Source organism: Mesorhizobium sp. M0016 (genome assembly GCF_040324035.1).
In the GTDB taxonomy this organism is placed as follows: Bacteria; Pseudomonadota; Alphaproteobacteria; order Rhizobiales; family Rhizobiaceae; genus Mesorhizobium.
In genome coordinates, this window is sequence record NZ_JAMYVM010000009.1 from 140505 (window position 1) to 155046 (window position 14542).

The window sequence follows — 14542 nt, forward strand, 5'->3', positions numbered from 1 at the left end:
TCCTGGATCAGCCGCGTTGCCTCACCGCTTGGCCTGTGGCCACGGGTATCCAGGTCCCATGCTTTGATTGAACACCTGCACCCAAATCCAACTGCACGAATTTTATGCAAAGCAGGAACATAGAAGCATTACGCGAGTTAGGCACTGACCCATTGGACGTATCCTCGCATTCTGCGGTCTGCCTGGGTGGTCCTTGTTTTGTAAACGAATGCCAGGACAATGTATCGCTCGCAGCTTTTCGTACCTCTTTTTGGCCTGCTGTTGCTGATGGGTGGCCTGTTCCACGGGCACGAGGCCATGGCGCAGGAACCCTGTCCGGCCGACCACGACAAGCTGCTTGCAGCCCTCAAAGCCAACGTGAAGGCAAGCGGCGGACCAGCCAATGGCGGCTTTGAGACCAACGAATGGGCAGCCATCGTTGCCCGTGACGGCACTGTCTGCGCGATTGCGTTCAGCGGCCCCACCCCCGACTCGCAATGGCCGGGAAGTCGGCTCATAGCAGCGGAGAAAGCCAACACGGCCAACGGTCTCAGCCTGGCTCAGATGGCCCTCTCTACGGCCAATCTCTATGCGGGGGTGCAGCCGGGCGGGCCGCTATTTGGCCTGCAGGAGACCAATCCCGTCAACCAGGCCGCGGCCTATACGGGCGATCCCAAAACGTTCGGAAGCGCCGGCGACCCGCTCGTCGGCAAGCCGATCGGAGGCGTCGTGGTGTTTGGCGGCGGGCTTGCCCTCTACGACGGCAAGAGCATTGTCGGCGGCCTCGGCGTTTCAGGCGACTCCTCATGCGCCGATCACAATGTGGCCTGGCGTATCCGCGCGGCGCTCGGCTTCGACAAGGTCCCGGCAGGCGTCAATCCAAATCGCAAGGATGCCATTGTCTACGATCTGGACCCCGGCGGCAAAAGCGCTTCGGGCTGGGGCCATCCGCTTTGTGCCGGAACGGAGGCCGACATCGCGGCCGAACTCGGCGCCGGCGTGGGAGGCTCGATCAATAAATGAAAGCTATGCCGCAGTTGGCATTAACGCGCGTTGACGTAGAACGCCATACCCGCAAATTGGCTGCCGGGAATTCCTTTGGCGCTATCCTTCTGGTGACGCTGCTCGCCTGCCTGCCGCTTTTGGGCGCTGCGTCCGAGCCACCTAAAACACCAGCGATCGTACCACCAGCCGCAGCCTCGCCACCCGATGACGGCCAATGGACGATGCCGGCCAAGAACTACGCGTCGACGCGCTTCAGCGAACTCTCCGAGATCAACGAAGGCAACGTCAAGAACCTGCAGGTCGCGTTCACGTTCTCGACAGGCGTGAACAAGGGCCAGGAAGCAGCGCCGCTGGTCGTCGGCAACACCATGTATATCGTGACGCCCTTTCCCAACTTCGTCTATGCGCTCGATCTCTCCAAGCCCGGCGCCCCGATGAAGTGGAAGTACGAACCCAATCCCGAGCCGGCGGCACAGGGGGTGGCCTGCTGCGACGTCGTCAACCGAGGGGTGGCATTCGCCGACGGGCGCATCTTTTTCAATACGCTGGACGGCCACACGATTGCCCTTGATGCGAACACGGGCAAGCCGATCTGGAACACTCATGTCGGCAACATCAACATCGGCGAGACCATCACCATGGCGCCGCTTGTGGTGAAGGGCAAAGTGCTGGTCGGCAATTCCGGCGGCGAGATGGGCGTTCGCGGCTGGGTAAAGGCGCTCGACGCCGGCGACGGTCATGTCGTCTGGATCGCCTATAGCACCGGGCCGGACAAGGACGTGCTGATCGGATCGGACTTCAAGCCGCACTACGACATGGACAAAGGCAAGGATCTTGGCGTCACGACGTGGCCGCCGGAAGCCTGGAAGATCGGCGGCGGCAACATGTGGGGCTGGATTTCCTATGATCCCGATCTGAACCTGATTTTCCACGGCACCGGCAATCCCGGACCATGGAATCCGGATTTGCGGCCGGGCGACAACAAGTGGACGTCTGGCATTTTCGCGCGCGATCCCGACACCGGCGCGGCGAAATGGTTCTATCAGTGGAGCCCGCATGACCTCCACGATTATGACGGCATCAACGAGCAGATCCTGCTCGACATGACCTGGCAGGGCAAGCCGCGCAAGGTGCTGATCCGGCCGGAGCGCAACGGCTATCTCTACATCCTCGACCGGACAACCGGCGAGGTGCTGTCGGCAAAACCGTTTGGTCCGGTCAACTCCAGCAAAGGTGTGGATCTGAAAACCGGTCGGCTGATCGTAAACCCGGACAAGAAGACCGGCACCGGCAAGGTCGTTCGCGATATCTGTCCGACGGCGTCGGGCCTCAAGGACTGGCAGCCTTCCGCGTTCTCGCCGAAGACCGGCCTGCTCTACATCCCGCACAACAATCTGTGCATGGATGAAGAAGGCGTCGAGGTGAACTACATCGCCGGCACGCCCTATGTGGGCATGAACGTCCGCATGATACCAGGGCCCGGCGGTAATCGCGGCGCCTTCACCGCCTGGGACATCGCCGCGGAGAAACCCGCCTGGAGCCTCAAGGAGAATTTCCCGGTGTGGAGCGGCGCGGTGGTGACCGCCGGCGACGTTGTCTTCTATGGCACGATGGAAGGCTGGTTCAAGGCGGTTAGCGCCAAGACCGGAGACCTGCTTTGGCAGTTCAAGACCTCGTCCGGGATCATCGGCCAGCCCATCACCTATCGCGGTCCCGACGGGCACCAATATGTCGCCATCCTCTCAGGTGTCGGCGGCTGGGCCGGCGCCATTGTATCGGGCGATCTTGACCCGCGTGACGCCACCGCCGCGCTCGGTTTCGTCAATGCCATGAAGGATCTGAAGAACGCGACAACCTCGGGAGGCACGCTTTATGTGTTCCGGCTGCCTTGATGGATTGTACTTGACCGTAGGTCCGGCGCGAAAGGGGTGTCAACGGCTGGCGATCGGCATGGCCGCGATCGCCTTCGTGTTCTTGACGGCCACAGCCGACGCACGTGAGCTGAGGGTCTGCGCCGATCCGAACAACCTGCCGTTCTCCAACGCGGCAGGTCAGGGCTTCGAGAACAGGATCGCCGAAATCGTTGCGTCCGATCTCGGCGCCAAGCTGACCTATACCTGGTGGGCGCAGCGTCGCGGCTTCATCCGCAACACGCTGAAGGCGGGCCTGTGCGATCTCGTGCCGGGCACGCCGAGCAACCTCGAAATGCTGCGCACCACCACGCCCTACTACCGATCGTCCTATGTCTTCGTCACCCGCAGGGACGGCCCCGACGTAGCATCGTTCAATGATCCGCGGCTGCGCGACATGCGGATCGGTGTTCAGCTCATCGGCGACGATGGCGCCAATTCGCCTCCGGTCCAGGCGCTTGGCCGCCGCGGTATCGTCGGGCACCTCGTTGGCTATCCGGTCTATGGCGATTATTCCGCCCCCAACCCGCCGGCGCGCATCGTCGAAGCGGTGGCGAGTGGCGAGATCGACCTTGCCGTGGTCTGGGGCCCCCTCGCCGGCTACTTCGCCGCCAGGCAGAAGGTGCCGCTCCGCATCACGCCGGTTGCGCCCCGCATCGACGGACCGCAACTGCCGATGATCTACGACATCTCAATGGGCGTCCGCCGCGAAGACGATGCGCTGCGCGGCGATGTCAATGGCGCCCTGTCCAGGCACAAGGTCGAGATAGATGCCTTGCTGTCACAGTATGGCGTGCCGCGCCTCGATGCCTCGGGGAGCCCGGTGCGATGAGAGCCGTTGTGGCCATGCTCCTGTTTCCAGTCCTGGCGCTCGCTGCCTGCCAGCGCGAGGAACGTGACACGCGCCCGCAATCGGGGCTCGGATCGGGCGAGCAGCTGACGCCTGTGACCACGCTGGAGCCCGGCGGACAGCGGCCCCCCGCCAGCGACAACAAGGCGGCGAGCTTCGAGGCCAACGCCTTCCACATGAGCGAAGGGAAAAGGCTTTTCGGCTGGTTCAACTGTTCGGGATGCCACGCCAATGGCGGCGGCGGCATGGGGCCGGCCCTGATGGACCAGAAGTGGCTCTATGGCAGCTCGATCGAAAGCATCCATGCCACGATCCGCGACGGTCGGCCAAACGGCATGCCGAGCTTCCGCGACAAGATTCCCGACGACCAGATCTGGGAGCTTGCGGCTTTCGTGCGCTCGCTGAGCGGCAACGCACCGTCTTCCGCCGCGCCGCAACGCAATGACGACATGATGGCGCATCCTTCGGAAAACCGCATGCCCGACGCGGCCACGCTGGGGAAGTCGCCGTGAAACGTCTCGTCTCGATGGCGTTCGCCACCGCCGGGGCTCTGTTGCTCCAGGGATGCGCGGGCTGGCAATCCGCCCTCGACCCGAAAGGTCCCGCGGCGAGCGAACTGGCATGGCTGATCTGGTTCTTCACCGCGCTCTGCGCCGTGGTGTGGGTGCTGGTGATGATCGCCCTCGTCGTGCCCTTGATGATGCGGTCGCGCGCGCAGGCGGAGCCGCTCGCGATCAAGGCCGGCGCCGACGACCGGAAGCTGCGCGCGGTGATGACCGCCGTCGGGTTGACCGCCATTGTCCTGATCGGACTGACCTTGCTGAGCTTCTTCGCCAACAGGACGCTCGCCGCGATCGGCTCGGATGCCGCGCTGACCATTCGGGTCACCGGCCATCAATGGTGGTGGGAGGTGCGCTATGAGGATGCCACGCCAAGCCGGATCCTGACCACGGCGAACGAGATCCATATCCCCGCCGGGGAGCCGGTGAAGCTTCTTCTGACCTCGACCGACGTCATCCATTCCTTCTGGATTCCGAGCCTTTCGGGCAAGCTCGACCTCATTCCCGGCCACATGAACGTGCTCGACCTCAAGGCAGACAAGCCTGGTGTTTACCGAGGTCAATGCGCCGAGTTCTGCGGGGCGCAGCACGCAAACATGGGCACCTTCATCATCGCCGAGCCGCGTGCGAAGTTCGACGCCTGGTGGAACGACCAGTTGCAGCCGGCAGCTACTCCGACGGGGGACGAGGCCAAGGCCGGCCAGGATCTGTTTCTGAAGCGCCCTTGCGTGATGTGTCACAGAATAGGCGGCACGCCTGCCGGAGGAACGGTCGCCCCTGACCTCACCCATATAGCCAGCCGGCAGACGCTTGCCGCCGGGACATTGACGATGAGCCGCGGCAATCTCGCCGCCTGGATAGCCGACCCACAGGGCATCAAGCCCGGATCCCACATGCCGGTGGTGGAGCTCAGCGGCGACGAACTCAACGCCATGGTCGCCTACCTCGAGGCGCTTAAATGAGCAGCGCGGACCTCACAAGCGAACGCGACCTGCCGCGCGAAACGCCCGCCACAGGCGACGTCGCACCCGAGCATGACGGACCGCGCGACACCGGCATGGACGATGCCAGCCTGGATCGCTGGCTGGCGCGGACATGGCGCACGCCCCCCGGCATCATCGGCGCGCTGTCGAGCGTCGACCACAAGGTCGTCGCACGGCGCTATCTGATCACCGCCTTCGTGTTTCTGTGCCTGGGCGGGCTCAACGCTGTCGCCATGCGCATCCAGCTCTCAGGGCCGCAGCGCGGTCTGATCGGCCCGGACCTCTACAACCAGCTGTTCACGATGCATGGTGTGACCATGATGTTCCTGTTCGCCGTGCCCATCGTGCAGGCGACAGGCATCTATCTCGTCCCGCTGATGGTCGGCAGCCGCAACATCGCCTTTCCCCGCCTGAACGCGTTCAGCTACTGGATCTATGTTTCGGGCGGTATATTTGCCTGGGTGTCTTTCGCGCTCAACATGGCGCCCGACGTCGGCTGGTTTGCTTATGTGCCGCTGTCAGGCCCCGAATTCGCGCCGGGCAAGCGGGCCGACGTCTGGGCCCAGATGATCACTTATACAGAAGTATCCTCGCTGGCGGTCGCGGTGGCAACCATCGTCACCGTGTTCAAGCAGCGAGCCCCCGGCATGTCGCTGGACAGGATTCCGCTCTACGTCTGGGCAATGCTGGTTACCTCCTTCGTCGTCGTCTTCGCCATGCCCGCGGTGATGATCACCTCGACCTTCCTGATCCTCGACCGGCTGGTCGGCACACATATCTTCAACCCCGCCGAGGGCGGCGACGCACTGCTCTTCCAGCATCTGTTCTGGTTCTTTGGCCATCCCGAGGTCTACATCATCTTCCTGCCGGCGACGGGCATGGTCTCCGCGATCATCCCGGTCTTCGCCCGGCGTCCCGTGTTCGGGCATCTCGGGCTGGTCTTGTCGCTGATCGCCGTCGGTTTCCTTTCGTTCGGCCTCTGGGTCCATCACATGTTCGCGACGGGGCTACCCAAGCTCGGCGCCAGCTTCTTCACCGCGTCGAGCATGCTGATCGCCATCCCCAATGGCGTTCAGATCTTCTGCTGGCTGGCGACCTTGTGGGACGGCAGGCCGGTGATCCGCACGCCGCTGCTGTTCGTGTTCGGCTTCTTTTTCATCTTCGTCATCGGCGGCCTCACCGGCGTCATGCTCGCTTCGGTGCCGCTGGACCTCCAGGTGCACGACACTTATTTCGTCGTCGCCCATTTCCATTACGTGCTGATCGGCGGTTCGGTCTTCCCGCTGCTGGGCGCGGCCTATTTCTGGTTCCCCAAGATCAGCGGCCGCATGATGAGCGAGCGTCTCGGGCGCTGGCATTTCTGGCTGGCTTTCATCGGCTTCAACGCGGCTTTTTTTCCAATGCATCTCGTCGGGCTCTGGGGCATGCCACGAAGGGTCTACACCTATCCGGCCGAGCTTGGCTGGGGCAACATCAACATGTTCATCAGCGCTGGCGCGGTGCTCTTTTTCCTCAGCTTCGTACTGTTCACTTTCAATCTTGTACACGGCGCGTTGAAGGGCGCGCTGGCCGGAAACAATCCCTGGGATGCCGGTACGCTCGAATGGGCGACGTCTTCGCCGCCGCCAAGCTATAATTTCGCGCGGATACCGATTGTCACACATGTCGAGCCGCTCTGGGCCGAACGGGAGGCGCTGCCTGTGGCGACCGGACTCCGCGTCGATGTCCGTGAGCTATTGATCTCAACCGTGGCGGAAGCCCACCCCGACATTCGCGAGAAATCGGCGACACCGTCGATCTGGCCGCTGCTGGCGGCAATCGCCGTCGGCAGTACGTTTGTCTACTCGATCTTCACGCCCTGGGCGATCGTCTGGGGCGCCGCGCCGATCGCCATCACCTTGATCGGCTGGTTCTGGCCCAAGGACGACCCGGAGGATGAGGGATGAGTGAGCGTCCCAGCTTGGATCTTTCGGACCTCCCAACCTTTGGACATGGTCCGCGCAGCCCGACCTGGTGGGGAACGCTCGGCTTCATGGCGCTGGAAGGCATGGGCTTTGCGTTGGCCGCCGGCGCTTATCTCTATCTCGCGACCTTGTGGCCCAATTGGCGTCTAAGCGCCCCGGAACCCAACCATTGGCCCGGGACGATCGTCACCATCCTGTTTATCATCAGCGTGGTGCCGAACCACATCCTCCACGGCTACGCCAAGCAATGCGCGATCGTGCCGGTGCGGATCGGGCTGGTGGTGATGTCGCTGCTCGGTCTGGCCCCGCTTGTCGTGCGCTGGTTCGAATTCCCGGCGCTGAACATCTACTGGGACACGAACGCCTATGGCTCGATGCTCTGGGTGCTGCTCGGGCTGCACACCACACACCTGATCACCGATGTCGGCGACACCATCGTTTTGACGGTGCTGATGTTCACACGCCATGGCTATAGCGGCCGGCGCTTCGGCGATGTCGGCGACAATGTCTTCTATTGGGATTTCGTGGTGCTGACCTGGATCCCGATCTATCTGCTCATCTACTGGATGCCGAGGCTAGGCTGATGCGTGCGTTGAAAATGGGAACGTCCTGGGCTGGTCTTCTGTCGGGGCCGATGGCTTGGGCAATCTCGACGCAGCTGAACTACGCACTCGTACCATGGCAGTGCAACCGCCAGGTGCCGGTGGTGCTTCCCGTGGCACTGGTGCTCGCCGTGCTTTCGCTGCTCGGCGGTGCCTTGTCATGGCGGGCGAAGCGGCAGGGCGGCGCCGCCTTCAAGCCTGAGCGCACGCGCAGCACCGAGCAGTTCGTCGCCGATCTCGGCATGCTTGCGGCATTGCTGTTTGCCCTCGTCATCATCGTGCAAGGCAGCGCGGCTCTCATTCTCGACGAGTGCCTGCGATGAGCTTCGACGCGTTCTTCTCGACCTCGATCTGCTACGGCGCCGGCGCGCCCGAGGCCGGATGGACGCTCGCATTTCCCATCACGTTTCCGCTGGCCGCGATTGCCTTCCTTTATTCCATCGGAGCGACTCGGTTGTGGCGCCGCAGCAGCCGAGGCCGTCCCGAGCGGATGCGGCAGGCGTTGTTTTTCGCCGCCGGTTGGGGCGTGCTGACGGCAGCACTGGTCAGCCCCATCCACGCGCTCGGCGAGCGGGTGTTTGCCGCCCATATGATCGAGCATGAACTGCTGATGGCGGTGGCGGCGCCCCTCCTTGTCGCCGCTTGCCCAGGCGCAGTCCTGCTCTGGTCCTTGCCGGCCTCACTTCGCCGCGGAACGGGCAAGCTCACGCGCGCAAAGACGCTGCAATCGGTTTGGGCCCTGGTGATCCGCCCCCTCAGCGCGACGATCATTCACGGCGTCGCCATCTGGATCTGGCACATTCCGGCGTTGTTCCAGGCAGCGCTCCAGCAGGGCTTTCTTCATTATGCCCAGCATGCGAGCTTCCTCGGCACAGCCTTGCTGTTCTGGTGGGCGCTCCTTCCGCGCCCCGGTCGACAGCAGACCTATGGCAGCTCCGTCATGCATCTTTTCTTCACCTCGCTTCATACCGGCCTGCTCGGTGTCCTGCTGCTGATGTCGCCCAAACTCTGGTATCCGGAGAATGGCGCCGGCGCCGCGTTGTGGGGCCTGACCGCGATCGAGGACCAGCAACTTGCCGGATTGGTAATGTGGGTTCCGGCCGGCTTGATCTATGGCGGCGCCGCCCTGCTGCTCGCCGGCCTGTGGATAAGCAGCAGCGCAACCAGGGAGGCAACACATGCGCTCCGACCTGGGTAGGCTGATCGGGGGCGCCCTTGCCGCAATCCTGCTGCTGACCGCGGCTGTAGCAGCGGCGACCTTGTGGTCCGACCGGCGCGACCGTGTCCGGCACGAGTCGGATGCGGCGACCGGGGGCGTAGGCGCTCGCGCCATTCCGATCATGACGGCGAATGGCTGCTCCGGCTGCCATACGATACCCGGCGTGCCGGGTGCGCAAGGCCAGGTCGGACCCCGCCTGGACGGTGGCCTTGCCGACAGGGTCTTTATCGGTGGCCTGCTGGCAAACAATCCGGAGAACATGATCCGCTGGATACGCTCGGCGAGGGAAGTCAATCCGCACACGGCCATGCCGTCGACGAGGATCACCGAGCAACAGGCGCGGGACATCGCCGCTTATCTCTATGCTTTGAGGTAAATCAGCCCTCGCCGCCGCGCCGGGACCACAAGCCCCGGCCGGGGTCATAGCCGATGACCGCCGCGAGGAAGAAGGCGATGAGGCAGCCAAGGACCACAATCGCCGCGACAGGATCGAACCGCAGATAGAGCGCGAAGCGTATCAGCTCGACCGCCGAGCTGAACGGGTTCCAGGCGGCGATTGTTGCCAGCACCGGTCCCGCCTCGGCAAGCCGCCACAGCGGATAGAGCGCCGTCGAGGCAAAGAACACCGGAAAGATGACGAAATTCATGACACCGGCAAAGTTCTCCATCTGTGTCGAAACCGAGGAGACAAGCAGTCCGAACGCGCCAAGCATGAGGCCCGCCAGCACGAGCGCCGGAAATACCGCGACGTAGCCGAGAACGGGCGGCCGCACATCCCAGAAACGCGCGATCAACAGAAACAAGTAGACCAGCGGCACGCCAACGATCACGCTGGCCAGCAGGCGCGCCGCAAGCAGGTACCAGCGCGGCAATGGTGCGGTCAGCAACAAGCGCATGCTGCCCATCTCGCGATCGTAGACCATGGCCAGCGAACTCGCCATGGCATGGAAGAGCAGCATCATGGCCGCTAGCCCGGGCACCACATACACGTCATAGAGAACATAGGTCTGGTAGGGTGGCGTGATCGACAGACCGAGAACGGAGCGGAAGCCAGCGGCAAAGATTGCCAGCCAGACCAGCGGCCGCACCATCGCCGAGAGCAGCCGACCGCGTTGCCGCAACGTGCGCAGCATCTCCCTGCGCAGGATGCCGTTGAGCGCGCGCACCGCGTGAGACGTTTTCATTCGGACTCCGTCAGCGACGCGAAGGCCTCGCCCGTGCTCGCTACACCGAGATCGGCAGCCAGACGATCGGCGCGGCCGGCCCACCGCATTGTGCCTCGATGCAGCACCACCACATCGTCATCCGCCGTTAGTTCTTCCAGAAAATGTGTTGCCCACAGGACGGCAATGCCGCGCTCGCGGCAAAGCTCCCGCACGTGCCGCTCGAGCGCGCGGCGGCCCGGCACGTCGAGCCCGGTGGTCGGCTCATCCAGCAGCAAAAGGCGTGGGCTATGCATCAGAGCGCGTGCTATCTCGACACGGCGACGCTGCCCCCCGGAAAGCGCTCGGGCAGGATCGTCGATCCTGTCCAGCACGTCCAGCCGGCCGAGTTCGTGGATGGAGCGCTCCTTGCTCAAGGCCTGGCTAAGCCCATGCAAGGCCGCGTGGTAACGCAGGTTCTCGCCGGCTGTCAGATCGAGATCGAGGGTCGGCAACTGGAAGACGACGCCCATCTGCGCCAACGCGGCGGACGGGTTGACATCCATCGCCTGGTCGAAGACATGCACCGAGCCGGAGCGGGCGTGATAAAGACCGGTGATCAGCGAGAACAGCGTCGTCTTGCCGGCGCCGTTGCGGCCTAGCAAGATGCACATCCTGCCTTGGGTCACAGAGAAAGAGACGCCGTCGAGAACCCGCCGGTTTCCGAAACTATGGCCCAGATTCTCGACCGACAAGGCGTTCATGGCCCGATCACGACGCCCCACGGCCCCCGCCCCACCGGCAGCGATTTCACCACCTCTTGGTTTTCCAGATCGATGAAGGAGATGTCGCCGGAATTCCCGTTTGCGCTGACCAGGCGCTTCTGGTCGCCGGAGAGCGCCACGTGCCAGGGTCGTTGACCAACAAGGTAGAGCCGACGGACCGTCAACGTTTTCACATCGACTTCCGCAATCCTGTTGGCGGGGCCGAGCGCCACATAGACGGTCGTGCCATCGCGGGACGTCGCCATGCCGACCGCCTGCACACCCTCGCGTCGTATACCCGGCACCTCGAACTCGACTTTGCCGGTCTGCGCGCGCGTTGCCGTGTCGAAGACGGTGACGGTGCCCCGGATCTCCGAGGACACCCAGAATTGCTTACCGTCCGGCGAGAATAAAGCCGCGCGCGGCCGGGTATCGACCAGCAGATTGTCGACGAGTTCAAGCGTGCCTGCGTCGATCAGATGCACCATGCTGGTGGTCTCCGAAGTGCAGGCGACATAGCGGCCGTCGGCGCTGGCCGCCATTCCTTCCGGTTCGACGCCGACATCCACGGTGCCGATGACCTTGGCCGCGGCGATGTCCACCACCGACACCAGATTGTCATTCTCGTTGGCGACGAACAGCCGCTTGCCATCGGGATGGACTGCGAAGAATTCCGGATCGGCTCCCGAAGGCAGTTCCCCGACGACCCGCCGCTTCGCGACGTCGACCACGTCGATGCGGTTGTCGTCGCCTTCCGCGACGAAAAGCATCTTGTTGTCGATCGACAGCGCCAGCCCGCGCGGACGGCGGCCGACATCGATCGTCGCCAGCAAAGTCATTGTCACGCCGTCGACGACCGCGACGGTATTATCCTGCTCATTGGAAACGTAGATGGTCTCGGCGGCGGCGGGAGCAGCAAGAGCGAACGCTGCCAACAACAGCGTCATCAGAACTTGCATGTGCTCTCCTCCAGGTCGATGCCCAGCGTGTCGAGCGGCGTGCGCTGATGCAGGAAACCCGGTTGCGGTGAGCTGGAAATCAAGAGGCGAGGCCCGGCGATCAAAATGGGCTGGCGCATCTGTCCGTCCCAGGGACGGAAACTAAGCCCCTGCCCCTTGAAGCCAGCGAGAAGAAACGCGTCGCCGCGTATATATCTGCCGATTGCCGAGGGATCGAGACTGTGCAGGCGCGTCGCCGCTTCGCCGATACTGCGCACAGCGAGCCAGGCCGCGTAGTCGCTGGGCAACATCCAGCGCCCTGCCTGCCTGTGGAAACGGTCCTGCAGTTGCGTGGCGCCCCATTCCTCGCTGACAGCGCTCCAGCCTATGGCGACAAGCCCTTGCGTGCCGGCGACGATTCTCGGCAGCGCAGTGCGGCCCTCCAGATAGGCGCCGAATTCATCCGCCTCGTCGGCGACCACGAGCACATCATAGTCGCTGACCTGCGTGACCGCCGGTATTTCGGTCTGCAGCGTGACATGCCCTGTATCGGCACGTCCGTTGGCGGGCCTGAATGTCCACGGCTGGTCGATCGTGATCTCGGCTCCGAAGCGAGCCGCCGCCCGTCGAAAGGCCGCAGCCATCGCCTGATCCTGCGAATGCGGCCCCACAAGCAGGAACCAACGCTGCCAGCGCTTCCAGGCGAGATATTGCGCCAGCCCGTCGGCGAGCATGGCGCGGCTCGGGATCGTGTGCAGGACGTTCCGACGGCAGTCCTGTTGGCGAAGCACGTCGTCCGGCGCCCGGCTGTTGAGCAACGTCATCTGCTCGGCACCCGGCGCGGCACTGGCCTGTAGAAGCTGACTGGCGTCGAGATCGGCGACGACAAAGGCGATGCCGGCATCGGCGAATTGTCTTACCGCGTCGTCCGGCGTTTCGGTTGGTTTCAATATTCTTTCCTCCAGCCGAAATTTCTGCCCAAGAAACCGGCCGGTGCTTTCGTCGTCGGCAATGCCCAGCCGAGCGCCTTGCAGGCCGTCGTCGGTGACGGTTTCATCAAGGGGTCCAAGGGGCAGAGCCGGTTTGCGCTCCTGGCCGATATACCCGATCACCATCGTCTGTTGCTCGGTGGCGCCAGGGCCGGTGATCAGCAAAAGAAAGAGAAGGCCCAGCAACAGTCTCATTGTGTCGCCCCCAGCCCAAAGCGCGACGATCCCGCTTCATCGCCACCAGAGATTGCGACATCGCGCACGATGCGCGCCGGCGATCCCTCCAGAACAATAACCCGATCACCCAGCGACGAGGCATATGCGAGATCATGCGTAACCAGCAGCGTGGTAGTCCGCCGACTGGCGAAACAATCCTGCAGCAGGCGGCGCATGTCTTGTGCGGTCGCCTCGTCGAGTGAAGCGAATGGCTCGTCGAGGAGCAGGAGCGCAGGCTCCACGGCGAGCGCCCGGGCAAGCGCTACGCGCCGCGCCATGCCGCCCGAGAGTCGCTGCGGATAGCTCTTCTCATTGCCTTTCAGGCCGACAGCGGCAAGCCACCGGGCCGCATCGGGCGCGCGATCCGGGATGGCCATCTCTACATTGCGCAAGGCGGTGAGCCAGGGCAGCAGCCTCGGTGTCTGGAACAGCATGCCTATCGGAAGCGGTCGTCCGCTCACGCTGCCGCGAAATTCGCGGTCGACGCCCGAAACGATCGACAGCAGCGTCGACTTGCCGACACCGGAAGGGCCGGTCAGGACGCAGACCTGTCCGTCGGCTATATCAAGCGACAGCGCGCGAAAGATCGTCCGGCGCTGGCCGTCGTCACCGGGGAAAGTCTTGTCCTCGATCCTGATCCTCAGCATCAGCGTCGCCAGGCGAACAGACGGCGTTCCAACGGCACAAGCAGTCCATACTCGATGGCAAGCATCACAACGCCGAAGCTGATCGCATAGGCAAGGATGTGGGTGACGTCGAAGTTCTGAAAATAGACCTGTAGCTGGAACCCGACGCCGTTGGAGCGGCCGAGCAGTTCGGCGAGCAACACGATCTTCCACGTTAGTGCCAGCCCGCTGCGCAGGGTGACGAGAAAGAACGGCGCCAATTGCGGCAGCACGAGATGCCGCAGCTTTGCAGCACGCCCGAAGCGATAGAGCTCAGCCATTTCGGCAAAGTCCTTGTCCAGCCGGCTGGCGCCTTCACGAATAGTCACCACGACATTGGGGATCTTGTTGAGCGCGACCGCAAGGACAAGCGCGGTCTCGGCAAGACCAAGCCAGATATAAATTAGAATGACCGTGATCAGCGCCGGCATGTTGAGGAGTAACACGATCCAAGGCCTCATCCATATGTCGGCTCTGTGCGAGCGGCCTGCCGCGTAGCCAAGGGCCGCGCCGATGACGATTGCCGACCCGAGGCTTGCCACGACGCGCGCAAGCGAGATGCCCAAATGGTATGACAGCTCGCCCCGAACCGCTTCGTGCAGGAGAACCGAAACAACCTGGACCGGACCAGGAAACAGCCGATCGGCGGCGATCAATGATGCAATCTGCCAGACGAGCACCATGGTCAGCAATGCCGCAGTGGATTGCGAACGCTGCATTGTGATGGGGAACGCTGGGACATCGGTCATTGGCGCG

General features: G+C 63.4%; 16 protein-coding genes. 10 read left to right on the forward strand and 6 right to left on the reverse strand.

Annotation, left to right across the window (positions count from 1 at the left end; translation table 11 throughout):
• The first annotated feature begins 219 nt into the window (after positions 1–219).
• From NKJ88_RS15680 to NKJ88_RS15725, 10 genes are read left to right on the forward strand one after another with little or no spacing between them, the layout of a single operon-like run.
• A complete protein-coding gene (locus tag NKJ88_RS15680; RefSeq protein ID WP_023712209.1) occupies positions 220–1002 on the forward strand; it encodes a heme-binding protein in 783 nt (260 codons plus the stop codon).
• Positions 999–2876, forward strand: coding sequence for a methanol/ethanol family PQQ-dependent dehydrogenase (locus NKJ88_RS15685; RefSeq protein WP_023681121.1), 1878 nt, complete (start codon positions 999–1001; stop codon positions 2874–2876). Before NKJ88_RS15680 ends, NKJ88_RS15685 begins: the two co-directional genes overlap by 4 nt.
• On the forward strand, positions 2857–3726 hold the full coding sequence (locus tag NKJ88_RS15690) for a substrate-binding domain-containing protein (protein WP_023754469.1): 870 nt from the start codon (positions 2857–2859) through the stop codon (positions 3724–3726). The genes NKJ88_RS15685 and NKJ88_RS15690 overlap by 20 nt, the downstream gene beginning before the upstream one ends.
• Positions 3723–4256, forward strand: a complete 534-nt coding sequence (locus NKJ88_RS15695) for a c-type cytochrome (protein ID WP_352444618.1) — start codon at positions 3723–3725, stop codon at positions 4254–4256. The genes NKJ88_RS15690 and NKJ88_RS15695 overlap by 4 nt, the downstream gene beginning before the upstream one ends.
• Positions 4253–5266 (forward strand): cytochrome c oxidase subunit II, encoded by a 1014-nt coding sequence (coxB, locus tag NKJ88_RS15700; RefSeq protein ID WP_352444620.1) that lies wholly within the window; start codon positions 4253–4255, stop codon positions 5264–5266. Before NKJ88_RS15695 ends, coxB begins: the two co-directional genes overlap by 4 nt.
• A complete protein-coding gene (gene ctaD / locus NKJ88_RS15705) occupies positions 5263–7233 on the forward strand; it encodes a cytochrome c oxidase subunit I (RefSeq protein WP_023817817.1) in 1971 nt (656 codons plus the stop codon). Before coxB ends, ctaD begins: the two co-directional genes overlap by 4 nt.
• On the forward strand, positions 7230–7835 hold the full coding sequence (locus tag NKJ88_RS15710; protein WP_023704607.1) for a cytochrome c oxidase subunit 3: 606 nt from the start codon (positions 7230–7232) through the stop codon (positions 7833–7835). Before ctaD ends, NKJ88_RS15710 begins: the two co-directional genes overlap by 4 nt.
• Positions 7835–8176, forward strand: coding sequence for a hypothetical protein (locus NKJ88_RS15715; RefSeq protein ID WP_023817816.1), 342 nt, complete (start codon positions 7835–7837; stop codon positions 8174–8176). The genes NKJ88_RS15710 and NKJ88_RS15715 overlap by 1 nt, the downstream gene beginning before the upstream one ends.
• Positions 8173–9051, forward strand: coding sequence for a cytochrome c oxidase assembly protein (locus tag NKJ88_RS15720; RefSeq protein WP_352444623.1), 879 nt, complete (start codon positions 8173–8175; stop codon positions 9049–9051). The genes NKJ88_RS15715 and NKJ88_RS15720 overlap by 4 nt, the downstream gene beginning before the upstream one ends.
• Positions 9032–9448: a c-type cytochrome gene (locus NKJ88_RS15725; RefSeq protein ID WP_023712217.1), complete on the forward strand. Its 417-nt coding sequence runs from the start codon at positions 9032–9034 to the stop codon at positions 9446–9448. The genes NKJ88_RS15720 and NKJ88_RS15725 overlap by 20 nt, the downstream gene beginning before the upstream one ends.
• A gap of 1 nt (position 9449) precedes the next feature.
• On the opposite strand, the gene NKJ88_RS15730 is transcribed toward NKJ88_RS15725, so the two are convergent.
• From NKJ88_RS15730 to NKJ88_RS15755, 6 genes are read right to left on the reverse strand one after another with little or no spacing between them, the layout of a single operon-like run.
• A complete protein-coding gene (locus NKJ88_RS15730) occupies positions 9450–10256 on the reverse strand; it encodes a lanthanide ABC transporter permease protein PedC (protein WP_023681112.1) in 807 nt (268 codons plus the stop codon).
• On the reverse strand, positions 10253–10978 hold the full coding sequence (locus tag NKJ88_RS15735) for a lanthanide ABC transporter ATP-binding protein PedB/LutE (protein ID WP_023817814.1): 726 nt from the start codon (positions 10976–10978) through the stop codon (positions 10253–10255). Before NKJ88_RS15735 ends, NKJ88_RS15730 begins: the two co-directional genes overlap by 4 nt.
• Entirely contained in the window at positions 10975–11937 is a 963-nt protein-coding gene (locus NKJ88_RS15740; protein ID WP_023704603.1) for a PQQ-dependent catabolism-associated beta-propeller protein, read from the reverse strand. The genes NKJ88_RS15735 and NKJ88_RS15740 overlap by 4 nt, the downstream gene beginning before the upstream one ends.
• A complete protein-coding gene (locus NKJ88_RS15745) occupies positions 11925–13100 on the reverse strand; it encodes a lanthanide ABC transporter ABC transporter substrate-binding protein PedA1 (RefSeq protein WP_352444626.1) in 1176 nt (391 codons plus the stop codon). The genes NKJ88_RS15740 and NKJ88_RS15745 overlap by 13 nt, the downstream gene beginning before the upstream one ends.
• Positions 13097–13768, reverse strand: a complete 672-nt coding sequence (locus tag NKJ88_RS15750; protein ID WP_031238105.1) for an ABC transporter ATP-binding protein — start codon at positions 13766–13768, stop codon at positions 13097–13099. The genes NKJ88_RS15745 and NKJ88_RS15750 overlap by 4 nt, the downstream gene beginning before the upstream one ends.
• Entirely contained in the window at positions 13768–14535 is a 768-nt protein-coding gene (locus NKJ88_RS15755; protein ID WP_352444628.1) for an ABC transporter permease, read from the reverse strand. Before NKJ88_RS15755 ends, NKJ88_RS15750 begins: the two co-directional genes overlap by 1 nt.
• Positions 14536–14542 lie beyond the last annotated feature (7 nt).